This is a genomic window from Pseudomonas sp. TMW 2.1634 (assembly GCF_001703595.1).
GTDB classification, from domain to species: domain Bacteria; phylum Pseudomonadota; class Gammaproteobacteria; order Pseudomonadales; family Pseudomonadaceae; genus Aquipseudomonas; species Aquipseudomonas fragi.
This window is the reverse complement of the sequence record NZ_CP016849.1, coordinates 5,368,961-5,393,305: the sequence shown is the minus strand read 5'-3', so window position 1 is coordinate 5,393,305 and position 24,345 is coordinate 5,368,961. Positions and strand designations below refer to the sequence as shown.

The window sequence follows — 24,345 nt, the reverse complement described above, 5'->3', positions numbered from 1 at the left end:
CCCCCGCTTTTTCAAATCACGCCCCCCCCGGATTCAAGGGCTACAGCCGATACGGTGCAGGTAATATCTGAGTAATCTATAAAGCTCAATGCCATATAAATCAATGACTTACTATTACATTGCCTTGCGCATCACTCAAAATTAATCTTCTCTGTACTACGCCAAATCCAATAAACACGGATCTTCCAGCCACCTTTAGACCTGTGCGCTATTGAGTTACCTTTTTCCGTCAGCGTTCCTGAGAATCCAAGCTGATGGAGTCGTTCGTGAACGGCAGCTATCGGCTGATTCTGTAGAAAAAGTCGGCCCTTCCAGACTGCCCATGTACTGACTGCTGAAAACGCCATTTTCGCATGCTGCTACGCAAAATCTGAGCCCCAGCCTCTGCTCACTTAGCCTGGAGGCGGCCACCCTTCAATGGCAGTCATTTAAAGGAGCGTTACGAGCAGCTCCGTAAAAGACATTGTCTGCTGGCGCGTCGATCCAGCTTCCACCTATCCAGGCAATTTGCATGCAGGGCTCGCGCAGATCAAACTCGCCAAGACTCCCACTTTTTCTGTAACTCAATATGCCTGATATGTTGCTAAAACCATCGTTACCTGGAGTCATGCTCCGGCGATGGCGCCTCTTGCACCACGTCAAACAATCCCATGCCGCAGAGTTGTTTAGTGTTACCCAATCGACTATCTCTCGCTGGGAAAGTGGCGTACTGGATTTGGATTCCCTCGCACACGAAAAGCTTGAGAAGTTGCTGGCTGCTCGCCTCACTACAGCCGCAGATCATGCGCTGGGCCGAATGGTTCGTGAAAGCTCGCGCCCCGTTCATCTCATTTGTGATTTGACGCACCGTTTGCTTGCTTGTTCATCTTCGCGAGCAGCCCAGTTCGCAAGTCCTGTCAGCGAGCTGCTGGGTAGTTCTTTATGGCGCTTCGCTACGCCAACTATTATTAGCATGGAAGCTGACCTGGATAGATTGGGTTGGCGGGAAGCCTTCGCACCCCCAGCGCTGGAATTTCTAACGGGCGACAATCATTCGTCCATTGTTCCGATCAGCCAAAGCTTATGTCGCTGGACACGAATCCCCCTTTCGGACGGAGCAACAACACGCCTGGTTGAGTCGCTCTGACTGCACCCTGCATATTTTATGCGTAGACGCTAATCATCTTGAGATCTAGTCTGGCTGAACCAGGTGAGCGGACCTTCTGTCCGGCCCACAGAGTCAGAGGTGTTCATGAACATCGAAAAAATCAAAGGGCGCCTCGAATTTCTACGCGAGGCGGAAAAGCTCAAGGATGTACTTAGAAGCGCGCACACTTCTTCCGGGCGAACCGAAAGCACGGCAGAGCACAGCTGGCGCTTATGCCTGATGGCCGTCGTCTTTGGAGATTACCTGACCGGTCTCGACAGGTTAAAAATGCTCAAGATGTGTGTCATTCACGACTTGGGAGAGGCCATCAGCGGTGACATTCCCGCGGTCAATAAAGATTCGTTTCCCAACAAGAGCGAGCAAGAGCGGAACGACCTCATTCTCTTGACCAATACTCTGGATGAATCATTAAAAGCCGAGATATTGGCACTTTGGGACGACTACGAAAATGCTTTGTCACCAGAGGCGGTAGCCGTCAAGGCGCTAGATAAGTTGGAAACAATGCTTCAGCACAACCAAGGCAAGAACCCACCGGACTTCGATTACGAATTCAATCTTGCCTATGGCAAAAAATACACAGATGCCGCCCCTCTATTCGAGGCGCTTCGCAATATCATCGACGAAGAAACCAAAGCTAATATGCTTTTGAATCCAAAATAAACAAGCTCACAGCATCGTCAAGAACCCCCGCCTGAACGAGGCGGACGTCGGGTGTCCCTGCAAGCGACCTAGGCGAGGTGGGGGGACGACGGCGCGCGCCAGGGCATGAAGCACGTCACTACCTCGAAGCGAGTCAACATTGTCATCCGACAGCCTCTTCCTGAAAGCCCAGCAGCCTGTATGGGTGGCGTCAAAGTGCGACTGACTTCCATCAGCACTTTGACGAGAAGCGTTGTGAGCTCGTACTGGCAGCCTCACAAGGTGTGTTTACAATTCTATTTGTTGCGAGCCGTAAAAAAGCCGCCTCGATAGGCGGCTTGGTAATACGGTAACGCACAGGTCAAACAATGATCGTGTGAGGGTAAGCGTGCATGGCGCTGTCGTGTGTCACCAGGCTGATACCTTCTGCAAGCGCTTGGGCCACCATGATGCGGTCAAAGGGATCGCGGTGATGGTTCGGCTGATTGCCTACAGTCAGCCCGTGATCAGAAGTGATCGGCAATTCAAGGTAGCCCGCATCTAACAACACTTTGCGTAGCACAGCTGGAATGACCCCGGTGCGCTCGGCGCCTTTGATGGTCAGTTCCCAGATGCTGGCTGCGCTGAAATATAGGGTATTGGCCTCATCGTCGATAAGCTGGGCCGCTGCCTTGGACAGCTTTTCGTCGCCGATAGCTGCCCAGATCAGGATATGAGTGTCGAGCAATAACCTCATGCCTTGCCCTCAAACATATCCGCTATTTCAGCATCCAGAGCGTCCGAAGCCTCGGCGTTGAATGTTACACCTGTGAGCATCCCGCGACGTTTGGGGGCGGTAATCGGAACCAGCTTGGCCACTGGCACGCCTGCCTTGGCGATGATGATGGTCTCCCCGCCCGCTGCCGCATCCACAAGCTGCGAGAAGTGCGTTTTCGCTGCATGGATGTTGTGGGTCTGCATGTCGCTACCTCCCAATGGTTGGTTAATGAGGTTAGTCTAGTCCAATGCATGGACTAAGTAAAATCGACCTGTTTGCAACCGCCTGCGGGCAGCGCTGCTAAAGCCCGCAGGCGGGGTAGGAGACGACGGTGCGCGCCAAAGCTGATACGTAGCAGCTCAACATTAATCAACCGACAAAAAATATTCAGGGCCCGTTGTTCAGGTAGTGTCGCTATCCTGCAACACGCACTAAATCTGCAGCCAACCTGCCCTGTATATCAGGGTTAATCAACGCTACAAAAACAGCCGCCAGCCCCATTCCAGCCCCACATCACCCTTTTGCAGACGCCAGAAACCACAAACCCCCGACTTTCTCTAGGAAAATCAGGGGTTTGTGTTTACTTAATGTGGCGGTGAAGGAGAGATTCGAAAGCACCCGATCTGCATTTTACGAAGCCCACCCCCCGGTTTATAAGGGCTGCAGCCAGGCGGTGATCGCGAGTTTTGTCCCATGGCTGTCCCATGAGGTATAGCCGTACCGTGAGTGGCTTGGGTGTGGGACAGGGCTATCTGGGGTGAAAATGAAAATTCAGGTTGGTGGTTTGAAGTAGGTAATAAAGGTCAGGTTTCTTATCTATATCTATAAAACCCTTTAAATACATAGCTTTCAGCATGTTTTCCACTGGTCTGCTCTTGGTCAGCTTGAGTATGTTCTGGACTATCTGGAGAGGTTATATCGACCTCCGTCAAACCATTGATTTATAAGGGTTTATTTATCCTGACCTTTTTAAATACCTTACCCGACCTACTCACGGTCAGGTACTAAAAGCCACGGCCTGCAAGGGCTTGAGGGCTACTGGTCACCCTACCTGACCTTCCTGACCATGTTTTGCACCACTTCCTGAAAAAGCACTTTTTAGAGCCCTTTCTCGCCCGCCTGAAAAGTGCTTATCCGCCCTCCTTTCCAGTGTCATGCTGTGAAACGCCCCGATGATGCTGCAAGCCACGTGGCGCCTGGCTTACAGGGGGACGTCCCTCTTGGCGCATACGAGCATTTCCCCGCTGTAATTGATCGAGCGCGTTTTCGAAAACCCATCAAAATCCACGTTTTCCGATTTTTCGCCCAATGAATCCGGGCACTCCAGAATTTCCCCGTTCGTGACCTCCCGCTGCACTGCTGTGCAACCGCGCTTCATTTCTCTTCCAAACCTTTCACTTTGTGCAATGACCGATCCCCTGCAGAGCCCCACGGCCCGCCTGGGCTGGAGGATCGTTTGCACTACATCCGGCTTTGCACAAAAAAATCACGCAAAGCCCGTCGGCGGGAGGGGGATAAGTGCTTTTTCCGCTGTTTTTTTTCCCTTAATGGATTTGACAGCCAATGCCAGATGCTCGACATTCCCCCGCATACAACCCACCGGAAGGAATCCGCTCAATGCACCATATCGAAGTAGCCGCCGTTGCTGACCGCTTGAACGCCATCCGCTCCGACCTCAGGACCGAGAATGGCGAAGTCAGCCCAACTGACATTGCCTATGCGCTAGGTCAGTTGCATACATTGCTCTCGCTGGACTTGATAACGAATGATCAATACGAGGAGCTGTATGCACTTGCGAAGCCGGCTCGGAGCTCGCTACACCCTCATTAATTTCTTCACAGCTATCGAATAATCACTCTCACAATTTTAGATAAGGCATATAATCAGAGGGTGACGATATTAGCCGCAAAAATCGAATGAAAAGCCCGCCTAATCTGCGGGCTTTTCGCTTATTGGAGGCGCCTATGTTGAGCAAGCGAGAAGTGGATCTGCGCGCCGTGGTAATGCCGACCCGTGGTTGTACTGAGGTATTCCGACTGGTTGCGGCGATAGAGGTCGCTGAGACGGCTCAGGCGCTGAACGTCAGTGAAGGATTTTTGCTTGGCCTAGAGACTGCGAGCGCGACTCCTGCTGCGTTAGTCGAGGAGCTATATTTCGGTTTCAAAATAGCTGCTAAGCAAAGGTTGTTCGTAATTTGCGAGACCTGATGTAGCTTGGGGTCTAAATATTTTTAGCAGCTCATCAGCAAGTATGGAGTCGTGATGCCCGAGTACATGTATAGATTCAGAAGCATTGACAACCTGCTGGGCAAAAACGGAAGACAAGGAGAACTTGAGGGCCAGTACATATTCTTCGCGAGCCCGGAAAGTCTCAACGACCCATTGGAAGGGTACTTCGAAGCATTTTGGGCGGGGGACGATATACTTTGGCGAAACCAACTTAGACACTACATATCGTGCCTTGCTCACACGTACATATCGTTCATCGTAACGGGTGAGGCAAAGGAACAGCCGGACATTATTAGGAGTATGACTCACGTAAGCGAGCCGCATAAAAAACTATTCAATCGTCTTCGTAAGAATTTCACCGCGGATGCGGTTGTGGCAAAACATATAAGTGCACTTGCACTCAACGATCGCAAGGTAAAAAGATCTGAGCTTGAGGGTCATCTTCAAGTACTGCATGTCATCGCTATCAGCATTGTGCAATCTGCGCTACATACGTCTGAATATATTGATCTCTACGGCGAGACCATGGCTAGGGCCGATATAGAGGATATCAGTTCAAGATTTCTCACCGCCATAAACAAAGCAATTGCATCGCCTGACCCAAGTGGAATGCATATTGAGAAACTTAACCAAGACATCATTAGTCAGTTTGCTCAAGCGAAATTTCAGTTGCTTTATGAAGAAAGGCATGCTGAATCCGCTGACAAATGGCTGGACCTGTCGCGACACTTTCCTGAAAATTACTGCAAGAACATCACCAAACTAAATTTTCCAGAATGGTACGTTGCATGTTTCATGTCAGAGGCAACTGATTCGTCGATATGGGGCACCTATGGAAACAACCATTCGGCTGTGTGCTTAAAGTTTAAAACATCAGGCGAACCAAATACCCGCAGACTACGATTAAATACACCGAGTGGCTATGGCCCCAAAGGGAGATCATTTTCTTGGCAAGATCTGCCTTTTGATAAGATTAGTTACGACGAAGACTTTGTAGAAATAGATTTCTTCAACTCCTTAGGTGAATTACCAGAACCTGTAATCCTTAATGAGTGGTTTGTTAATGATGAAGATGAGATAAGTCCGCGCTACGAGCGAATGATAACTGACTTAACTGAGTGGCGTAAGGAGTACCATCTAAACCGAAGTAAGAGCACCACCATAAAGACACGAGACTGGCTAAAAGAAAAGGAGTACCGCTTGAGCATCGTTAATACTCCTGATGCACGCCACAGATGCATAAAGTACGAATTTGAAAGCCTGGAGGGCATCATTTTTGGCATTAAAACCCGTGCAGATGACAAAATTAAGATAATTAATTTAGTTGAGCGGATGTGCGTGGAGCAAGGAAGAACGTCGTTCAGTTTCTACCAGGCGCGCTACGACAGTCAGATGCAGGGTATTAAGATTGATCGCATTGGGGCGCTTGCACCGCGTTACAAGTAGATCATCACCCGATACTTGGAGGTATCAGGCGGTGATGACTGTCTGATTATGTTCGGAGTCTAAAGCGTCACGGCTTTAAGCGGCGCGGACAGCTCCGCAGCACTCGATGCGTCCGCCGTGAATGCTGCCGCTGTAGCCGGTGGTGCGTTGAGTTGAGGGTGGCCGTGGACTGCAATCTGAGTAGCCATCAGTTGCACCAGGTCCAGCGTGTCGCACAGCACTTGGAAGATGTTGACGCTTTCGGACCCGACATGATTTTTCGGCGCGACCAAGCGCTGACTGATTCCGGCCACGCTTTTGCGTAACCCCTTGATCTTCTCTTGCATATCACCGCTGACGGCGGCGTTGAGCGTCTTGCCCACCACCAGGTTGTAATCCCGTCCTGTCGCCTGGTGCATATCGTCCAGGGCAGCAAAGGTGGCGCCACCGGCTGAATTGAGCTTGAGCGCGCCCAGGGCGTTGATCCGCTTGATGCCACCCACTTCCTCGGTGGAATGATTCTCCACGTCCTGGTCATGGCTCTGGTACTTCTCGCGGTTGCCCAGGGCTTCGACTTCGCGCTCCAGCGAATGGTCGCGGATCTTGCCATCGGTCTGCCGTAGCCAGTTACCTTCCGCATCGACGCGCTGCTGCACCGCATCACTGTGCTGCCACACCTGGTCCCCCTTCGGCACCTTGGGCAGGCTCAGCCCATGCGGCAGGATCGTCTGGATATAGGGCTTGTGCGGCAGGCCATAGGCAAAGCACACCACCACCTGGGTGCCTTCCTGGGGAAAGGCAAACATGCCCATCTCATCGCCGCCCGATGGCAGTGGCAGCGGCACGCCGCACAACTCCGGCAGATCAGGATCGACTTCGCCGTCCGGGCCGAGTACTTCGATGTCGACCGCATAACGTGGCCGGAAGTCGTCGCACAAGGATGCGCCGGTGGGCGCGTCAGCCACCCCCACCACGCGGGCAAAGCGCGGCAGGTGGTAACCGCCGGTGAGTTCAGGGAATTGCCGCTCTACGCTGCGCTTGATTGCGTCGTCCATTTGATGGCCATCTGTGTGCCGGCAAGCGTGACACTGGTGATCCGCTCGCCCTGGTTGATTGTTGCACCTGGTCGTAGCCCGGGGAGAGCCGCGACCATTGCACTTTGATTGCCCTGGTAGCCGTCGAACAGACTGACCGGGAGTTGCAGCGGTGCTAGAGCACCAAAGAAGCTGTCGGCCCAGGAGCCGACGAATACTTCACCGTCGCCCTGCTGCTGCCAGATAAAGTCGGGGATGCCGAACACTCGCGCCATGCTGTCCAGCGCTTGATAACCCGCCGCCAGACTGTAGAAAAACGGGGCTTTCACCTTGGTGTAGGGCTGATCCGGCACGCGAAAACGCAGGCCGGTCTTGGTGCTGATCTCGGTGAGCACGGCGCGCAGATCCACATGCCGCAGGTTCAACGGCAACGAACCGGCCAGCACGGCGGCCAGCTCGCGACAGAACACCACCTGCTCGATGCCGTTGGCGGCAGTGCAGCGCTCGACGTAGCCGATGAAGTGGCGCTGCAGGGCGGCTTCGTTGTAGCCGATGTCGAGCGTCACGAGCCCTTGCACCGCCGCCCCTGCCTGAATGGTGAACATCGCCCGTCCTGGGCTTTTGATCTCCAGGCGAACTTCGTCTTTCACCAGCGGCACCACGACGCCATTGATCGTCAGCACCTTGTGTAGCTTCATGCTCATGGCGTGCCACCCAGGTAGGAGTCCACTTTTTTCAGGACGGCTTCGAAGCCGGTCAGCTCCTGGGGGGCGCCGCTCGATCCGTCGGCGCCGGTACTGGTACCGGCCACGCCGTCACCTGGTGCGGATTGCGACTTCACTGCGTTACCTGCGCGTCGGCTCTCGACCTTTTCCGGGTTGGAGAGCTTTTCCGACAGGGTAAACTGGACGATCCACTGCGCCAGGCTATCGTCTTCACGGGCGCTGACGCCTTCGGAAAACGTCACCTGGCGAATACCAAACGCTTCGGCGGTGTCGTTGACGATCCGATAGGTCTTGAGCTGGCCACCGCCTTCGGTGCCTTCAGCCAGGCGCATCAGCGTGCGCAGGTTGGTCAGCTGCTTGTAAGGGATCGTCAGCGCGACCGTCAGCGTCTTGGGCTTGAACCCCTTGTGCGACTTTTCCGTGCCCGAGGTCTGGCCTGACATGTCGTCGCTTTCGATCTTGAGGTTGGCCGTCACCTTCATGCGGTTACCGATGATTTGTTGCCCATCGAGCAGCAGCGTCATAGGCCCACCAGTTCGCGAACAAAGCTCAGACCCTTCAGGGAACCCACCAGCATCACGCCCGACGACAACACCCATTCATGACCTGGTGCGCCGTCGCCCTCGAGCAGCTGTTTACGCAGTTCGCCGGCATCGCCTGGTCCCAGCAACCGCGCCTGCATGCTGGTGTTGGGTGTACCACCGGCCAGCAGGTCTTTCAGGGCGTTCAATTTCGAGTCCTGGCCCACGGCCTGTTCGGCTTTGCGCTGTGCCAGCTCGGCCAGGTCATCCAGTGGCGAACTGTCCGCCGCGTAGCTTTCCAGGCGGGCCAACTGGCCGTTGATCGAGGCGCTGGCCTCCTTGAGCACGGTGCACCGCTCCAGGGGCAAATCCCCCCAACGTGGCAACGCGCCGGCGCTGGGCAGTTCCCACTTCGAAGTGTCCAGGTCGAACAGGTGCTGGGCGCGACGCTCGGCTTTCTGCAGCTCGCCGATCGGCATCAGCGCGTTGAATTTCGACAGCACCCCGGCCATCTGGTCGAAGCGCGTGCCGAGGAACAGAATCACCAGGGCGTACTGCTCGCCGGTCGGTCTGGCCGCGTCGGTGTTGTCCTCGAGCTTGTCCGCCAGGCGTTGCACCAGGTTGGGAGCCGACAGGAAGCGCTGGTAGCCCGTACCCTGCCCGACGCCGCTTTGAAACGGTGTCACCACCACGCACTTGGGAATCTCGCCAAACTGGCCGTCCAGGGCGGCGCGACCGTTGGCAATGACGCCCTTGACCGCTGCGCCAATCACACTCAGATCGGTGGTGACCTGATCCGCCAAGCTAGTCAGGCGCGCACCCGTACTTGCCAGTTCGGCGGTGGCCATGTCCTTGGCCGCTCCCATCTGGTCCATCCAGGCAGTCGCCTCGATCGGCCATTGCATGGTCACCGGTGCCCAGCTCATTCGGCTGCCTGCTCGATACCCATGACTTCGCCAAAAGCCGACTGGTGCGCCTCATTGAACTGCACTTCGATGTCGATAGCGGTGATATCAATCATCGTCTCGGCGGCGTTGATCGCTGTCACCACCAGGCGCTCACCCGCATAGCAGCCCCGGACGTGTGCAGCCATAGCCTTGGCGATAGGCTCCATGTCCGTGAGGGTGAAGACCCTCCATTCGTTCGCAGCTTTCCAGTTAGTATCGGGGATCAGGCCGTCCTTCAACGCTCCATAGTTGTTGTAGAACTCGGACCTGCTTACCCGGTCAGTGAGAATTTTTAGACCGTCATCCATTATCAGACCTGCCGTTTCCACCTGGTAACGGATAGCAGCCAAGGTTTGGAGCATTTCAGGCTTATTGAGCCCCACCACAATGGCGTCGGCCTCTTCTTCATCAGCTGCGATGAACAGTGCCCGATACGGCATTGAAAGATGCGTGACCAGAGCCCCGTCTGCGGAGAAACTTTCTAATTGGTACATGGCAGACCTCAGGCAATTTTCCAGAAAGCGTTCAAATAACCGGCGGATGCGCCGCCGAAGGCGTAGGCAATACCGTCAATCACGTCAAATACGAAGCCATAGCGGCTCACCGCACCTGAGGGCAGCGTCTCCCATGTATCGAGTGCAGGGTCATATTTGAAGAGTTGATTGGTATAAACGCTGCTTGAGTAGCCACCGTGGGCATAAACGAGGCCGTCAATCGTCAACAGCGAGCGACCGTAAAACAGACTCAGCTCCGATGTCGTCGCCTTGGTGGTCCAGGTGTTGGTTTCAGAGTCGTAACAATAGAAAGCCTGGCCGGCCCATACATAGGCTTTCTTACCAACTACTGTCGCTGATCCGTTATAGAGGCTCGTCGGCGCGGCTTGCAGCGCTTTCCAGGTGTTGGTAGCAGGTGTGTACTTGTAAGCATCTTTCGTAAAACCGCCGCCAAAAACGTACATCTCCCCGCCGATATTGACCGCTAGTTGACCAGAGAGAACACCTTTAGGGATCGGTGCCAGCGCTTTAACAACCTCACCCACTGGGTTATACGACCACAGGGCATCAGTCTCACCACTGCCGCCAGAGGATGAAGATCCGCCGAGAAAATAAATCAGCCCGCCAATTGCCACGGCTGAGTGCCCCTGCAGCGCTCGACTGAGCGTCATCTGCTTCCATGTCGCCGAAACGGGTGAAAACTCCCAAGTGTCAGCACGCATTGAGCCGCTGATGCTGTCATAGCGTCCACCCTGAACGTAGAGCTTGCCGTTGATCACAGCTCCTGCAGCGGCCAGGCGAGTGGCAGGACCGGTTGGCAGTTGAGTGAACGTACCCTTCAAAGACCGCCCAGTTGTGAAGGCGATCGGCACGGACCATTCCGTTTCCCCAAGGGTTTGGCCCCGATATTTCACCCGTCCATACAGCTTGGTGGATTCCGGCAATCGGCTGGAGGGCTGAAAACTGAGCAGGCTGGCACTGACCCAACCGCTATCCTGGACAATCCCGGTGCCATCCGCTGCAGTCGAAATCATGAATCGGCTTGCAACGTGGGTGTCATTTCCACCGTAAACGCTGAATGCGTCACTCTTCAACGTCGCGCCGGTACTTACGGCAGCTTGGCCATCTGTTGGAGCCAGGATCGCCGGTTTGCGGATGTAGGAGCTGACGGTGTTGAACGCTACGACCTGCGGGTTAGCGGAGGAAAGTGTCGCACCGTTATGGAAGGCTCTCGCGTAGTAGCGTTTGCCAGCCTGCAGCAGCACGTCGTAGCTGCTCAGCTGGATGCTCTCCAGCTCGCTGGTACTGGTCTTGTCGAAAACAAGTGCAGTGAATGCTTCATCGGTCGCTACCTGATAGCGCGTTGAAACGTGGCGGTCGTACCCGACTGGATACACTTGAAATGGTGTGGTCTTGATCGTCAGATCCAGGATGACATCCGTTGCCCCGGCGATCGGGCTGGTGATCTTCGGTGAGACGATCGACGCCGAGCCAATCGCTACGCTGAACACTGATTCGGCCCCGTCTCTGATGACCTTCAAAGTGGTCAGCCCGCTTGCAGCGCCTGAGGCAATTGCCAGTGTTACCGTATCCGCAGCAATCGTTGCGGTGCCTACGGTGGCAGCGACGGTATAGGCACTAAAGCGATTGAAGTCAGTGATTTTGAAGGTGTTGGAGCTGCCAGGGTAGACCAGGACAGGCCCGTCAAGGCTCACCGATACGGGCGCTGCTACGTCGTTCAGATCTGCTTTGTTATCCAGTTCGACCTGCAGCTGCTCGATCCGTGAATTGATAGCAGTGAAATCCGCAGTGAAATCGAACTGCCAGCTGCTGGCCGGCACATTGATCCCGGTCAGACTCTGCGCACCGTCGTACTCCAGGATAATGTTGCGAGTCAGGTTGTTGCCTGCCTGCAGCGGCGGAATCTCCTTACGTTTCTGCTGACGCGGGACGTAGGCCGCGATCACCAGGACGTCTTCGGCAGACACCAGGCCGATCCAGTTAAAGTCAAAGTCACCGATATCGCTGCCCAGCATCAGGCTGTACACGACCTTATTGGTGGCCAGGTAACCTTCACGCGTCACCGGCACGCTGTGAACGATGTTTGTCGCAACCGGCACACCCGCTGCACGGTCCACCGGCAAAGTGGTATCCAAGCCAGGCACGTTCGCCAGGATGAACTTGGACACCAGCAGCGCTTCGCGCTTGCTCTGTTTCTGCGAAATGAGGCTTTCGCCGGCCAGGGTAATACTTGCACCCATTGGGGATTCCTTAGCGGGTAACCAGGGTGAGCTGGTCGTGGTTGAATTCGGTGGTGTTCAGCGAAACGCTGACGGTGTGGGTGTCGTCGAAGCGAGCCGTGACCGACAGCGAGTCGTTGCCGTACTCCTGGGTGGTCAGGCGCAGTTGCACGGTGTTGAAGTCGTCGAAGCGAGCGGTCAGGGACATCTGGTCGTTGCTGACGTCATAGACGCCAATCACCAACGTTACCCGCGAGGTGCCCACCAGCTCGTAACGGCGGCAGGTCCGGCCATACTGGTAAACGATCATGTCCAGCAGCACGGGGTTTTCGGACAGTTGCTCGTCGGTCAGCAGCAGCTGGACGATGTCCCAGTCACGGTCGGGCTGACGCTCCAGGATCTGCACGGTACCGATCCCCAGGCGTTGGAAGATCCGCTGAAAACCCGCAACGGAACCCGCGTCGACCGCGTTGACGAAGGCGTACTTCACCCGCAAGCGATACAGGGCCTCGGACTCACCACGAAAGCGCGTGATATCGCGCTGCCAGGCGAGCAGATCCAGAATGGTCAGATGGCAGGTCTCGGCATCCATCTGCAGCAGCGGCCAGCGCAGCCAGCCTTCGACCGACTCCCACCACGCCTGGGCGGTGGTCTTGAGCTTGGTGGCCTCTTCGCCGTCCAGCCAGAACGGCAGTTCGAGTTTGATCATGCGAACACCACCGCAAGCGACCGCAGGCGGGGAATGGCCAGCGCCGAAATAATGTCGTCGTTGCCGAACTTCATCGACTCGATGCTGGGGAACTGTTCGTGCAGCTCCTCGACCAGTCGGCTAAACGAAAAGCGCGACTGTGGCCAGGTCAACGTCGGGGTGTAATCGCGGCCGGTGCTTTCACGGAACGCTGCCCGGATAAACAAAGCGATATCAGCTTTGAGATCAATCAGGCCCTGCGCAGTGATATTGGCTTTCGGCCAGACCTGCAGACTGACGTCGTGCTGGGTCTCGGGCATCACCAGGACCAACATGGAATCCCCGTGGCCGTGGTTGCCCTCGTCCATGATTCGGGCGTTGATCTGCTGCAGGTAGGTGTCCGCCGGTGCATCCGCTTCGAACAACACGTAGGCATTGGCGCTGCCCGGGCCGCGTGGGGCCCCATGCTCGAAGTACACGCCATTGGCCGATACGCCTGGGAACGCGGCGATCAGGGCGCGGTACACAGCGTCGGTGTGCCACTGGTTGACCGCGCTGAACTGATTGCGCGCACGCAGGCGCAGATCGTCGTCCAACTCTGCATCGGAACCCGGGGTGGCCAGCCAGCCGTCAAGGTTCACCACCTGGACAACGCCCGGTACCGGGACGGGCAACACGGCGTAATAACCCGGGGCCAGGTTGAAACCGCTGCCGGCATCGATGGCGATCACGGGGATCGATACCTGTGACGCGCCTTCGATAAAGCTGCCCATCGCCGTGGTGACCAGCTCGTACACGTTGCCGTTGATCGTGGCCGACTGCACGCGGGTGCCGATCGGGATCTCGAACGAACCCACGGTCGTGGCTCTGCTGAACAACAGAGAGCCGATCGCCTTGGTCGGGGCTTTGCGCTCGACGTTCACCGCCCAGGCCAGCATGTCCAACCAGGTGCTGGTGGCCGTCTTCAAAAAGAAGTTTGGCAGCACCGTGCCGGTGACGAAGGTCAGGATCCACAGCACCGGTTTGGTTACCAGGGCAGTGATCACCCGCCAGAACGGCGAATACGCACTGGTGTTGGCCAGCTTGCTGCCCTGGGCGACCACTTCGGCCTCCCAGGCGGCCTTAAGCGCGGCCTCGGTTGTCGGGATGCCAGCGTCGGCCAGCGCCTGTTTGAAGTCCACGTCACTCACAGCGTTACCTCAAGGTTGCCAAACTGCAGGGTGGTCGCGGTGACCAGGTATTGGCCGGATCCCAGCTCAGTGATTCGGGCGGTGCCGGGTACCAGGCGCACGTCGGCTTCCACCAGCAGTTCCAGCTGCTGGATGCAGTCGCGCTGTTTCAGGCGGTTGCGCTCGGCCACCAGGGTCACCAGCAGGCCGCTTTCGCGGATCATGTGGCCGATGTCCTGGGCGATGCAGGCGCGATCCTCCACCGGTACCGGCTGACGGCTGAGGTCCAGGGCAAAGTCGTTGTCCTCGATCAGCAGATCGATGTACTCGCTCATCCACCCACCGCCATGCTCATCATGTTTTCAACTTCCAGCGGGGTCATAGGCTTGGCCGTATTGATGTTGAGGGTCTCCACATGCGTGCCCCTGTTTTGGGTTTGGCTGTTGTTGTTCTGGATGCTGCGCAACAGGCCGCCCTGGGGCACAGCCGTCGGCCGCATCGGCGACAGACCGCCCGACGTGCCGCCGTTCATGCGCTGACGTGCCTGCTCGGCTTGTTCGGTGAGCGGCGGCGTGGTGACCAGTTGCGGCGGTGCCGGCGCATTGACCAGGGGCGCGGAAATGCCGGGGATCTCCGGCGCTTTGGGCATCTCGCCAAAGGCCGCATCGATCTGCACACCGGGGATCTTGTTCAGCATCTCGATTAGGCCATTGATCGCGTTTTTGAAGATCGCGACGATGCCGTCCCAGGCGGCGCTGGCCATGCCGGTCCAGCCGCCAATCGAGCCGAACCAATCCGACAGCGCCTGCAGCTGGCCGGCGATCCACTTGAACGCGGCGGTGTTCATCAGCGCCGTAGTCCATTGGTCCCAATAGACGACTGCAGCGACCACCAGCGCGACCAGGGCGACGATGCCGACGATGATCAGCAGCACCGGGTTGGCCAGCATGGCGGCGTTAACCAGCCAGATCGCGCCTTGCCAGAGCAACATGCCGACCCGGACCAAACCCATCCAGGTGTAGAGCGCTGCCAGGCCCAGGACAAAGCCGGCAATCAACACCGTGTGCACCAGGAACATGGCGATGCTGCGAAACCCCGTCCAGGTCAGGGCTTTCCAGATGGTGACCAGCGACAGCCAGACCATCTTGGCCAGGCCCACGGTGAAGGTCATCGCGGCCATGGCGGCAGTTAGGCCGAGAATCACCAATACGGTGATGCCGATCACGCGGGTGATGTTCGGGAACAGTTGGGTCCATCGGGTCAGCGTGCCGGCAACGCCGACCAGCTTATCCATCAGCGGGGTCAACATCGGGATCAGCGCCTGGCCGAAGGCAATGCGCAAGGCCTGGACGGCCGCACCGAACTGTTGCCACGGATCGACCATGACCTTGGCCATCTTCTCGGCGCTCTCCAAACCGCGGACTTTGCCCAGCTGATCCAGGCCGTTTTTGAAGCGGTCGGTGTCCTTGGCCAGGGCATTGATCACCCGTGCACCTTCCCCGCCGAACGCCTCGGTCAGCTTGGTGCCGGCGGCGGCGCTGGTCAGGTCGCCGAACTTACCCTCGAGCTTGGCCAGAATGTCCGCCATCGGCATCAGCTGGCCGTTTTGCTCGGTGAATTTCAGCTTGAGCTTTTCGGACGCTGCGCCGATGTTCTCGAAAAACGACTTGTACAGGCCGCCGGCGTCGCCGCCTTCCATGGTGCTGCTCAGCGTGCCGATCACCGCGAACTGCTCGGCGATATCGACGCCGGCCGTGGTGGCGAGCTGGCCCACTTCCTTGAACGCATCCTTGAGCTGCGCGCCGTCCGTGCGGAACAGCTGGGCCGCCAGTGCCGTCTGACCGCCCAGTTTCTCGACCCACTGGCTTTTGCCCATGGCATCGGCTGAGGTCTTGAACAGGTTGTACATGGTGCCGACGTAGGCGCCCATGGTCTCGGCGTCGGATTTGGTGGCCTTGGCCAACAGGTTGCTGGTGTTGGTGAAGGTCGCCAGCTGGTCGCCCGAAAGCCCCTTGATCGCGCCCGAGATGCTGTAGGCCGAGGCCACGAAGTCGCGGGCGTTCTCGCCGTAGTTCACCGAGAACTCCAGCGACTTTTGATTGAGGGCACTCAGCGCGTCCTCAGCCACGCCCAGCGAGCGGACTTCGCCCAGGGCGCGGTTCATTTCCAGCGCCGGTTCCAGCGATTCGGTAATGGCAACGCCCGCGCCCACCATGCCGGCCAGGCCGGTGCCCATCTTCATGATGTTCTGTTGGCCTTGGGTGGCCAGGTCGGAAAAACTGGTTTTCACCTTGCCCAGGGGCGCGCTGACCTTATCGGTCAGACTGAGGATGAAAGCCAAGCGGGCGCTGCGGTCAGCCATGGATGGTTATCCGGTGAAGGCACGGGAAATGCCGTTAGCGACGGCAAATTCCATACGTTTCCAATATTCGTCTTCCAGCCACTTGGCCGTGCCCATGTTCTCGATCGTGGGCTCTGCACCCGGCAGCCAGCGGTGGGTTAGGGCCAGCAGTTGGCCCAGCCCGTCGTTGGTTAAGCCTTCAGCGTGGCTGAGGACTTTTTTACGATGATGTCGATGTCCGGCGAGTACTCTTCAAGCAGCGCACCGGCCAGTTCCATCACGGTCACCGGGTTGGCCAGCAAGGGTTTCAGCGTGGCGCGCTCTTCCTGCTTGACGGTGCCCATCAGCAGGTTGTTGGCCGGAGCCACCTTGTTCGCCTGGGTGGTGGCGTTGAAGTACTTGGTCACGACCTGGGGGGTCATCTGGAAGGTGAATTCCTGGTCGCCGATTTCCAGGGTGATGTCGCGGTTTACGTCAGTCATTGGAGAGTCCGTCTGTAGGGGTTTTGGTGGATGTTGATCAGGGATTGGCGGGCATGCGTAGGCACAACTGCCGGGTGTAGTCCTGCAGGCCGAGGATCATTTGCCGACTTAGGGCGAGCTGATCTCGGAGAGAGAAATAATCCGATCGAGCGTCTGCTGCGAGTTCGGCGGTGCCTGCATCAGCCACGCTGGCGGCGCCGGTGGTTGTGGGCACTGCGGGTCTGCAGGTGGCACGGATGCGCAGCCGCTGACGGCCATCGTCAACATCGCGGCGCAGAGAATCGTTTTCAGCGCGTACATGGTTCAGTTCCTCGGTGTTTTTTTGGTCGACCTGCTCACGTGCGGCGAGCTGTTCGCCGCTGATGCGGGCGACTTCCCGCAGGCCCTGGACTTCGGACTGGGCGCTGTCGCGCTCACGGCGGGCGTCGTCGCGCTGATCAGCGACCCAGTCAACCGCGCACCAGGTCAGCAGACCGGTGATCACCAGGAACAGGAAAAGGCGCAGTGGGCTGATGGTCATTTGAGGCACATCTCCGCTTCCGCCCGACGCCGGTTGTACAGGCCAGGCACAAACACCTTGCGACCCTGCGCGTCCGTGACGTAGGCCCAAACCGGTTTACCATCCGGAGCCCACGCCAGCGCCCTGCAGCCGTCCGCGATGCGGCCTGCGTTGATCAGGCCCACGGCCCGACTGGCGCAGGTGTTGGCCGTGCCGACGTTGTGCGCGTGGCTGCTCAAGGCGTCGAAAGTGTTCTGGCTGATCTGCTGATTGGTCAGGCAATCGGCCAGGGTCAATTGGCCCTTCTGGACCACCAGCTTTTCCACTTCAGCGCAGCGGGCATCCGACCAGTACTCACCCACAACCACTGGCACCGGGCTGGTGTGCTTGGTGACGCCTTTGCAGACGGTGGGCAGTCCACGTGCCAGATTGTCCGCGTAGACGACGTTCTGGCCATTGCCTTCCCAGGTGCCCAGAAACGTCATCAGTCCGGCGCTGACCAGTGCAATCGCGCCGGTAGCGATCTTCATGCGCAGGTTCATCCCTTCACCTTCCAATCGCGCAACATCTGCCGGTACTTAGGAACCAGGAGCAAGATCTGCAGCACCATGTAGAAGGCCGTCAGCATGTAGGCCACCGCCGACCAGTCAACGGCGCCGGTCACACCGGTGGCGGCTACGCCGATCGCGGGTGACGCTTTTGCCAACGCAACGGCGGTGTCCTGGGCGGCTTGATTCGCGCTCATCGACGAACCTCCCGTTCAAAAATGGACTGGCACGGGACGCAACGGGTCATGCCGCCGAGCGCTTGGCGCGCTGCAGGAATCTCGTTGTCGCAGTCCTCGCAATGGGTGAGGCTCGGCCCGATCGGCCGCTTGCGCGCAAGCACGGCCTTGATGGCCTGCTCGCGCTGCCGAAGCTCAAGCGCCTGGGCACGGTCGAACGGGCACACCATCAGGTCAGCCCCTCGATTTCAGCAGCGGACAGGTACGGCACGCCGTTGATCTTGATGAAGTCCGGGCTGGTGACGTCGAACGGGATCTTGTGTTTGTTCTTTTCGCCGCCTTTCTGGTCGAGGCTCAGCAGGCTGGAGATCCGCACCTTGCAGCCGAACGCTTCGATCCGCAGTTCCTCGTCGCCTGCCTTGGCGAAAAACACGATGTCGAACGGCTCCAGCTCGCGGAAGCTGCCAGCGGTCTTCGCCTGCTCAATCAGCAGGTTGAAGTTGGTGGTGTCCAGCTCCAGTTCGCCCGCTGCAGCCACGTCACCATCAACATGGCCATTGGGCACGCCCTTGGTCTGCGCGACGGTGCTGTTGTCGGTGATGTCGATGGTGCCGGTCTCAACGTGAACGAGCAGATCGCCCAGGTTCACGTCGAAGTTCTTGCCGCCAATCTTTGCAGCCATGCGGGGTTACTCCGTTGCGTCGTTGGAAAGATCCAGGGCGATGTTCGCCGTGAGGTCTTTCGGGCAGTTGAGGGGCTTGACCTTGATGAAGGCCTCCACGGCGGTTTTGCTCTTCCAGGTCAGGACGATGTCGCCGTCCTTGGGCTGCTCGATCTCGCCGGGGAATACCTGGCCCGCGAAGGTGGTGGACTTGGCCATCGCACGCAGCGGGGCCATCAGGGCGCTGATATTCACCGCCATGCTGTTGGCCGAACTGTTCAGACGGCGATCGGCCACGCGGCGGATCAGCAGCGGACGCACCAGGCGCGCCGCCTTGTCGGCGATACGCAGGTGCTCGATCACCTGGAAGTCGCTGGCCGGCGTGTCGAGCAGGTTGCCGTCGGCCCAGTACACGCCCGGATAATCGGTGTAGGTCTGGGTCACGGAAAAACGCGCCTTATCCAGCTCGGAGCGGATCGCGGACAACAGCGGCACGCCTTCGGAATCGACCGGTACCGGTCCCAAGCCAAGTACCGGGCCGGTGGCCACGCGCATCGGGCTGTCGGCCACACTGACGGCGGCGTTGGCCAGGCGACCGGCCAACACGCCCAAGTCGTTGCCGTGCAGCTGGGGCACGCAAATGACACGCGGTGCGGCCAGGCCTTCCACGATGGCTTTCTGTTCGGTCAGGTACTCCGACCAGGTCTGATCGGCGGCATCAATCCCGACCGACGAGGCAATGACAAAAGCGCGACGCCCATAGGTGTTCTGCAGGGCTTGCGCAGCGTCGTGCATGGCTGACAATTCGGCGGCAGTGGTGACTGGTTTGGTGATCACCACGGCTTCGACGGAGTAGCCCTGTTGCTGCGCCTTGGTCAGTGCGTCCTGCCAGTTGCCATCGGCAGCCAACGGCGCAGCCAGGCAGGCCCAGCGATCCCCGCCGTTCAGGCGTGCCGCCGTGATCTGGGTTTTCAGGTCACTGGCCGGAATGCCCAGCATCACGTCCAGGTCGCTGTCGGTATTGAGGGGGATCAGTTGCCCCTGGCTTTTCGCACCAGGGCCGATGAACAGGAAATAACATTCGATCGCAGACACGGCACCCTGGCCGAGGTTGAGATTGTTTACGCTGACTTTGCCGAGTGACATGCAGTGCCTCGTTAGCGGGGAGAATTAAGGATTTGTTGCAGCACCAGGTTCACCAGCGCGCTGGTTTCCGTCTCGGTGCCAGGGCCGAGAAACTGGCGCTTGGGCAGCTTGATTTCCCAGCTTTGTGCACCAGAGGTTTCGGCTTGTTGGTCGTCCAGGATGCGGATCAACAGACCCGCCTTGGCGTAGTTCACATGTTCTTTAATCCACGCCACGGACGGGCGTGTGAGCGTTTTTTTGCCCGCCTGACGAACCTTGAAACCGAGACGGCGCAAGCGCTTGGCCTGCTTTTCGGTCGCGGCCAGGCCTTCGGGAACCTTGTTCCACTGGCGCATCTGGGCAGCGGTACGGCGCTCGGAGACGCCGTTGTGTTGCTGCGATGCCACCCACCGGGTCAGCGCGTTGCGCCAGCCCAGTTCGGCTTCGTCAGCGTTGACGCGGGTGACCTCGAGCAGCTTGCCCAGGCCGGCTTCCATTTTCTTTTTGCCCTTGGCCGAACCCTTGCGGGCTTCGAACGGCGAGCCGTCCAGGTTCTGCTGGTTGCGGATCCGTTGGCGACTCAGGCTGCGCACGCGCTTGCTGACGTTGTTCAGCAGCCGGCGGCGTAACTGCGGCGGCAGATTGAGCAGCGCGAGCTGTTCTTCCGCACCCAGCAGGCCACGCACGTCCAGGTCGAAAGTGCTACGCGCCATCGCCGGTCACCTCGCCCTTCTCGGCCACCCACAGCTCGAACGGCACGAACGCCCAGGTCTGACCGAAGGCCTCGATCTCGCCGTCCGGATCCTCGGTCAGGTATTGCGGTTCGCTGAACTGCAGCTTGATGTCGACGTCGGCCAGGTCGTTGTCGAGCATGGTGATGTCGAACACGGTCGCAGGCAGGCCGTCGCGGTCCTCGTCGTTGTTCTCCAGCCAACTGCCGACCAAGGCCATCAGACGAGCCGGGTTGTCGGCGAAGCGCTCGAGCACGATGGTGGCGCTGTAGTTCATGTCGCCCATATGCATGCCGTCGACGTCGGGTTTCCAGATCAATTCCAGCTGCACCTGGTCGGTCCAACTGTCGAGCTGTTCGGTGGCCACCAGGCGGCTCTGAATGAGGTACGCCGTCAAGGCGCGCAGCTTGATCACAGCAGTGCCGCCGTGATCCGGCCACGACCCTGCAGCGAACGCACAGAGGCCTGACTGAAGGCGATAAAGGTTTCACGACGCTCGGGTTCTTCCTTCCCGGTGTTCTCGGCACTTTCGCGACGGGTCACGGTGGCGAACTGGGGCAGCAGACTGGCCTTGGCGCGGCAATACACGGCTCGCTTGTACGTCGCTGCTTGAAATGTGCGCTCCGGCAGCACCATAGGGTCAGCAGATTCCACGCTGGACACACCTACGGATTGCCATCTGGCTTTGAGTTTGGCCAGGTCCGTATTGACCTCGACCATAGCCACGCTCAAACCATCGACCAGCGTCTCGACCAGGTATTCCCCTGGAAGGCGATAGACCTTCTGGAACTCAGCCAGTGAGAGGTTCGGCCAAAAGCCGTCATTCTCGATCTGCTGCTCCACGAATGTGGTGGGGTTACCTGAAAAGCCCATTGCTGGTCGCTCAAATAGGGGCGGGAAAACTGTTTCAGTGGGTCAGGGCCATAAATGGTTGGCTCACATCCACAGTTTCTCGCCGGGGGGGGAAGTCAGTTACTCGGTGGCCGGTGTGGCCTGTTGTTTTGCCAGGGCCTTGCGGCACTTATCCAGGCGGGTGTTGTTACCAGCCGCCGCGTGCAACTCGGTTGAACGCTCAAGATGCTTGATCGCGGTTTCCCACTCCTGAGCGTCCTGGGCACGCATGCCGATCAATTTGTGGTACTTGCTCGGGATCTGCTCCGTCAGATCCCACTCACCGTCCACGCGTGGCAGCAGGTCGGACAGGTAAGGCTCCGGGCTGCGGTTGGCGTTGTATTCGGCATAAGCCCAATCGCTCACGACATCAGCGACGAAGGTCTGGATGTCGCGGCGCTTGAAGCGCTCCGGCATCTGTTGCCCCTGGGCAATGGCGAAGTCGGCCAGCTCCAGGCCGTCTTCGAACTGGACGGTGTCGAACAGCCAGACCATCACCTGCACCAGGACACGATTCGGGAAGTTCATGCCCGACTCGCAGTAGCGCTGCACGTATTCCTGGTACTTGGGTAGCAGCTCATCACGCTTGAGCGCCTGTTTACTGGCCAAGTTCTTGAGCGCGCTCAGGCGCTCCAGATCCAAGTCCAGTGCCGCTTCCTGCAGCAACAGGTGCTTGCGGGCATTGGCCGGGCTGCTCAGCGCTTCGGCAGGGGAATACGCTACCGGTGCCGCTGCAGCAGCGACTAAGGCAGCGCCCCCCAAGGCCAAGGTGCGGCGCTTGTGCTTCAGGGCCAGACTCACTCGACCAGCTCCACGTTTTCAGTCAGTGCGATCTTTTCCAACTGCTCGATCACATAACCTTCGTTACGGCTGTTGTAGTCCTCGACGCGGGAGCGTTTCGGGTTGTCGACCGTCTGCTTACGCCAGCTGGAGTCCTGGAAGTAAATCGACAGATTGTCGAAGCTGGTGACCATCACCGCGTTGACCGGGAAGTTCGGCACGCTGTAAGACGGCAATCCGCCATAGGTCGAGATGACCTGAGCACTTTCGATGCGCTCTTTTTCGGTCGGGGTATCGCCTTGCTTGGTGTAGAGCTTGGCTTTGTCAGCGGCGAGCAAGTCGCTACCGATGATCGCCACCAGGTCACCGTCTTCGCGCAGGATCTCGTCGATCATTTGCTTGGTGTCATGCACCAGGGCATCGAGGTTGGCGTAATCGCCGCCAGCGCCCAACAAGACTTTGCCGGCGGTGTCGCCTTCCTTGAGCACTTGCTGTGGTGCTTGCTCGCGCAGTTGCTGCAGCCAGCCCTTGTTCACGTCCTGAAGCTTCGGATTCGCAGCCAGGTCGGTCTGAATTGCGGCGCTCGTGCCATGGAAACCGATAACGATGCGGTCCTGGGCGATGCGCTTCTGCACTGCTGCGGAATAGCGATCCTGGAAGTCTGGGAATTTGGCCCAGGCATCGATCTTGGCATAGGGCAGGCCCACGTCGGACTCGGTCGAGGACAGCTCATACAGGCTGTTTTCCAGTTCCGATGTGTCCTTGGCTTCGCGATCGGTGGTTTTGGTGTTGGTGCGGCCAGTGACCGGACCATTGACACCGATAAACACTTTCTCGCCCTTGATCTCGGTGACCGGGACGACGTTGATACGCTCCAGGAAGTCCGCTTTGGCCGTAATCGCGTCGTTCAGTTCCTGCGCGGTGGACGGTTCCACGCTGAAGGTCTTGCAGGCATCCGCGACACCGTAACTTTCGGCGATCGCAACCTGCAGCGCGGCGTATTTCTTGGCGCCATTGGCGCTCAGTGGCTGGCCCATGTCAGAGCACCCGCTTTTTGGTGGCGGTTACCGGCCCCTGGGAACGCGGGATATTGCGGCCGGTGGCGGTGTTCTGCAGTGCGGTGAACTGCTTCTGCAGGTCAGCCATGCCAGCCAGCAATGCCTTGTTAGAGGCGCCGCCGTTACGGGCGAATTCGCGATCCTCCTCAGCCGTGGTGACGATGGCATCGACGGCAGTTGTGACGTCGTCAATCGGAGCCTGCTCAGGCTCAGGGGCATCAACAACGACTGGATCGACAACGGCTTGAATGCCCGCGACGACCACAATCAGTTGAGCCAGCAGGGCCTTTAGGGCCGTTGCGGTAGCTTCATCCATTGGGGGGTTGCTCTCGGTGGTGGTGGGTGGGGTTTCGGTGGTGCTTTCTTCAAGGCCGAAGCGCTTGAACAGACCCGTGAACATGCTGAACAGCTTGGCGATGTCGCCTTGTGGTTCTTCTTCACTCAGCGAGCCGAGTGGTACGGAGTTGGCGAAGTAGGCCGTCGCACTTGTCTTCTTGGAGAAGCACAGTTCTTGGGTACCAACGCTGGCAGGCTCATCAGTCACCGCCATACCGGTGAGGTAGGCTTTGCCCTTACCACGGAAATTTGGGGTGATCTCGATGCTGCTGAAGAGCTTCTGGCCTTGATCGTTGAGCCAGAGCAGGCGGTCGTTGGGCTTGAGTTGGGCTTCCAGCGCGACATGGCCTGGTTCCAGATCCTCGGCATCCTCTACCAGGCGTACGGCATATACCGTGCCGTGGGAGCCCTGCCAGCGTTCGTGGTCACACCAGATCACTGCGGTGTAAAAGGCCGACTTGTAGGTCTCAGCGATATCGCGCAGTTCCTGGGGAAGGATTTCGCGACCATCAGCAGTGGTGCCGCTGGTGGCGACACGTTTCCAAAAACTGACAAGGGAACGGGGCATTGATAACTGCGCTCAATCGGTGATTTGAGCCGCCAAGATAGGGAGCCAGCCGCCCTCAAACAAACGGTTCAAATGCGCATCCCTCCTATATTTGACTTATAGGAGGAACGCGGAATTTAACACCGCGTTTCCTGC

Annotated in this window: 30 protein-coding genes and 1 pseudogene; 5 read left to right on the top strand and 26 right to left on the bottom strand. The window is 58.2% G+C overall.

Annotated elements, in window-relative coordinates:
- Positions 1 to 568 precede the first annotated feature (568 nt).
- Positions 569 to 1,126: a helix-turn-helix transcriptional regulator gene (locus BFC21_RS25720; protein WP_088379285.1), complete on the top strand. Its 558-nt coding sequence runs from the start codon at positions 569 to 571 to the stop codon at positions 1,124 to 1,126.
- 105 nt (positions 1,127 to 1,231) lie between these two features.
- A complete protein-coding gene (locus BFC21_RS25715) occupies positions 1,232 to 1,807 on the top strand; it encodes an HD domain-containing protein (protein WP_088379590.1) in 576 nt (191 codons plus the stop codon).
- Between the two features lie 340 nt (positions 1,808 to 2,147).
- On the opposite strand, the gene BFC21_RS25710 is transcribed toward BFC21_RS25715, so the two are convergent.
- Both BFC21_RS25710 and BFC21_RS25705 read right to left on the bottom strand, forming a co-directional pair.
- Positions 2,148 to 2,522: a type II toxin-antitoxin system VapC family toxin gene (locus tag BFC21_RS25710; RefSeq protein ID WP_120266650.1), complete on the bottom strand. Its 375-nt coding sequence runs from the start codon at positions 2,520 to 2,522 to the stop codon at positions 2,148 to 2,150.
- Positions 2,519 to 2,746 carry a type II toxin-antitoxin system Phd/YefM family antitoxin gene (locus BFC21_RS25705; protein ID WP_095004250.1) on the bottom strand — a complete coding sequence of 76 codons (228 nt, stop codon included), beginning with the start codon at positions 2,744 to 2,746 and terminating at the stop codon, positions 2,519 to 2,521. Before BFC21_RS25705 ends, BFC21_RS25710 begins: the two co-directional genes overlap by 4 nt.
- Before the next feature lie 1,414 nt (positions 2,747 to 4,160).
- On the opposite strand from BFC21_RS25705, the gene BFC21_RS25700 reads away from it, so the two are divergent.
- From BFC21_RS25700 to BFC21_RS25690, 3 genes are all read left to right on the top strand, one after another.
- Entirely contained in the window at positions 4,161 to 4,373 is a 213-nt protein-coding gene (locus BFC21_RS25700; RefSeq protein WP_120266649.1) for a hypothetical protein, read from the top strand.
- Positions 4,374 to 4,507: 134 nt separating this feature from the next.
- Positions 4,508 to 4,750, top strand: coding sequence for a hypothetical protein (locus BFC21_RS25695; protein WP_120266648.1), 243 nt, complete (start codon positions 4,508 to 4,510; stop codon positions 4,748 to 4,750).
- Between the two features lie 54 nt (positions 4,751 to 4,804).
- Entirely contained in the window at positions 4,805 to 6,217 is a 1,413-nt protein-coding gene (locus tag BFC21_RS25690) for a DUF2971 domain-containing protein (protein WP_120266647.1), read from the top strand.
- A 59-nt stretch (positions 6,218 to 6,276) separates the two neighbouring features.
- Here BFC21_RS25690 and BFC21_RS25685 read toward each other — a convergent pair whose 3' ends face one another.
- The 24 genes and pseudogenes from BFC21_RS25685 to BFC21_RS25575 all read right to left on the bottom strand — a co-directional run bounded on the left by BFC21_RS25685 (position 6,277) and on the right by BFC21_RS25575 (position 24,210).
- The gene (locus BFC21_RS25685; RefSeq protein ID WP_120266646.1) at positions 6,277 to 7,251 is read right to left on the bottom strand and encodes a hypothetical protein; all 975 of its coding nucleotides are present in this window, start codon (positions 7,249 to 7,251) and stop codon (positions 6,277 to 6,279) included.
- Positions 7,224 to 7,934, bottom strand: a complete 711-nt coding sequence (locus tag BFC21_RS25680; RefSeq protein ID WP_120266645.1) for a hypothetical protein — start codon at positions 7,932 to 7,934, stop codon at positions 7,224 to 7,226. The genes BFC21_RS25685 and BFC21_RS25680 overlap by 28 nt, the downstream gene beginning before the upstream one ends.
- Positions 7,931 to 8,479 (bottom strand): DNA-binding protein, encoded by a 549-nt coding sequence (locus BFC21_RS25675; protein ID WP_120266644.1) that lies wholly within the window; start codon positions 8,477 to 8,479, stop codon positions 7,931 to 7,933. Before BFC21_RS25675 ends, BFC21_RS25680 begins: the two co-directional genes overlap by 4 nt.
- A complete protein-coding gene (locus tag BFC21_RS25670; protein WP_120266643.1) occupies positions 8,476 to 9,402 on the bottom strand; it encodes a hypothetical protein in 927 nt (308 codons plus the stop codon). The genes BFC21_RS25675 and BFC21_RS25670 overlap by 4 nt, the downstream gene beginning before the upstream one ends.
- Positions 9,399 to 9,917 (bottom strand): DUF4376 domain-containing protein, encoded by a 519-nt coding sequence (locus BFC21_RS25665; protein ID WP_120266642.1) that lies wholly within the window; start codon positions 9,915 to 9,917, stop codon positions 9,399 to 9,401. Before BFC21_RS25665 ends, BFC21_RS25670 begins: the two co-directional genes overlap by 4 nt.
- Before the next feature lie 8 nt (positions 9,918 to 9,925).
- On the bottom strand, positions 9,926 to 12,178 hold the full coding sequence (locus BFC21_RS27895) for a phage tail protein (protein ID WP_120266641.1): 2,253 nt from the start codon (positions 12,176 to 12,178) through the stop codon (positions 9,926 to 9,928).
- Positions 12,179 to 12,350: 172 nt separating this feature from the next.
- A pseudogene (locus BFC21_RS25655) lies at positions 12,351 to 12,866 on the bottom strand (phage tail protein); the annotation flags it as partial.
- Positions 12,863 to 14,035, bottom strand: coding sequence for a baseplate J/gp47 family protein (locus BFC21_RS25650; protein ID WP_120266639.1), 1,173 nt, complete (start codon positions 14,033 to 14,035; stop codon positions 12,863 to 12,865). The gene BFC21_RS25650 and the pseudogene BFC21_RS25655, both read right to left, overlap by 4 nt.
- Positions 14,032 to 14,349: a DUF2590 family protein gene (locus BFC21_RS25645; RefSeq protein WP_120266638.1), complete on the bottom strand. Its 318-nt coding sequence runs from the start codon at positions 14,347 to 14,349 to the stop codon at positions 14,032 to 14,034. Before BFC21_RS25645 ends, BFC21_RS25650 begins: the two co-directional genes overlap by 4 nt.
- The gene (locus tag BFC21_RS25640) at positions 14,346 to 16,376 is read right to left on the bottom strand and encodes a phage tail tape measure protein (RefSeq protein WP_120266637.1); all 2,031 of its coding nucleotides are present in this window, start codon (positions 16,374 to 16,376) and stop codon (positions 14,346 to 14,348) included. The genes BFC21_RS25645 and BFC21_RS25640 overlap by 4 nt, the downstream gene beginning before the upstream one ends.
- A gap of 6 nt (positions 16,377 to 16,382) precedes the next feature.
- Positions 16,383 to 16,526, bottom strand: a complete 144-nt coding sequence (locus BFC21_RS27890) for a hypothetical protein (protein ID WP_371914965.1) — start codon at positions 16,524 to 16,526, stop codon at positions 16,383 to 16,385.
- Between the two features lie 20 nt (positions 16,527 to 16,546).
- Positions 16,547 to 16,837 (bottom strand): putative phage tail assembly chaperone, encoded by a 291-nt coding sequence (locus tag BFC21_RS25635; protein WP_120266636.1) that lies wholly within the window; start codon positions 16,835 to 16,837, stop codon positions 16,547 to 16,549.
- Between the two features lie 37 nt (positions 16,838 to 16,874).
- On the bottom strand, positions 16,875 to 17,357 hold the full coding sequence (locus BFC21_RS25630) for a lysis protein (RefSeq protein WP_120266635.1): 483 nt from the start codon (positions 17,355 to 17,357) through the stop codon (positions 16,875 to 16,877).
- Positions 17,354 to 17,878 (bottom strand): lysozyme, encoded by a 525-nt coding sequence (locus tag BFC21_RS25625; protein WP_120266634.1) that lies wholly within the window; start codon positions 17,876 to 17,878, stop codon positions 17,354 to 17,356. The genes BFC21_RS25630 and BFC21_RS25625 overlap by 4 nt, the downstream gene beginning before the upstream one ends.
- A complete protein-coding gene (locus BFC21_RS25620) occupies positions 17,875 to 18,081 on the bottom strand; it encodes a hypothetical protein (protein WP_120266633.1) in 207 nt (68 codons plus the stop codon). Before BFC21_RS25620 ends, BFC21_RS25625 begins: the two co-directional genes overlap by 4 nt.
- Positions 18,078 to 18,290, bottom strand: a complete 213-nt coding sequence (locus BFC21_RS25615; RefSeq protein ID WP_120266632.1) for a TraR/DksA family transcriptional regulator — start codon at positions 18,288 to 18,290, stop codon at positions 18,078 to 18,080. Before BFC21_RS25615 ends, BFC21_RS25620 begins: the two co-directional genes overlap by 4 nt.
- Positions 18,290 to 18,742 (bottom strand): phage protein, encoded by a 453-nt coding sequence (locus BFC21_RS25610; protein ID WP_120266631.1) that lies wholly within the window; start codon positions 18,740 to 18,742, stop codon positions 18,290 to 18,292. Before BFC21_RS25610 ends, BFC21_RS25615 begins: the two co-directional genes overlap by 1 nt.
- 6 nt (positions 18,743 to 18,748) lie before the next feature.
- Entirely contained in the window at positions 18,749 to 19,867 is a 1,119-nt protein-coding gene (locus tag BFC21_RS25605; RefSeq protein ID WP_120266630.1) for a DUF2586 domain-containing protein, read from the bottom strand.
- An 11-nt stretch (positions 19,868 to 19,878) separates the two neighbouring features.
- A complete protein-coding gene (locus BFC21_RS25600; protein WP_120266629.1) occupies positions 19,879 to 20,559 on the bottom strand; it encodes a phage virion morphogenesis protein in 681 nt (226 codons plus the stop codon).
- Complete coding sequence (locus tag BFC21_RS25595) at positions 20,549 to 20,992, bottom strand: phage tail protein (RefSeq protein WP_120266628.1); 444 nt, start codon at positions 20,990 to 20,992, stop codon at positions 20,549 to 20,551. Before BFC21_RS25595 ends, BFC21_RS25600 begins: the two co-directional genes overlap by 11 nt.
- The gene (locus tag BFC21_RS25590) at positions 20,989 to 21,450 is read right to left on the bottom strand and encodes a head completion/stabilization protein (protein WP_120266627.1); all 462 of its coding nucleotides are present in this window, start codon (positions 21,448 to 21,450) and stop codon (positions 20,989 to 20,991) included. The genes BFC21_RS25595 and BFC21_RS25590 overlap by 4 nt, the downstream gene beginning before the upstream one ends.
- 99 nt (positions 21,451 to 21,549) lie before the next feature.
- Entirely contained in the window at positions 21,550 to 22,269 is a 720-nt protein-coding gene (gene gpM / locus BFC21_RS25585; RefSeq protein ID WP_120266626.1) for a phage terminase small subunit, read from the bottom strand.
- Complete coding sequence (locus tag BFC21_RS25580) at positions 22,266 to 23,285, bottom strand: phage major capsid protein, P2 family (RefSeq protein WP_120266625.1); 1,020 nt, start codon at positions 23,283 to 23,285, stop codon at positions 22,266 to 22,268. Before BFC21_RS25580 ends, gpM begins: the two co-directional genes overlap by 4 nt.
- A 1-nt stretch (position 23,286) precedes the next feature.
- Positions 23,287 to 24,210, bottom strand: a complete 924-nt coding sequence (locus BFC21_RS25575; RefSeq protein ID WP_120266624.1) for a GPO family capsid scaffolding protein — start codon at positions 24,208 to 24,210, stop codon at positions 23,287 to 23,289.
- Between the last annotated feature and the right edge of the window lie 135 nt (positions 24,211 to 24,345).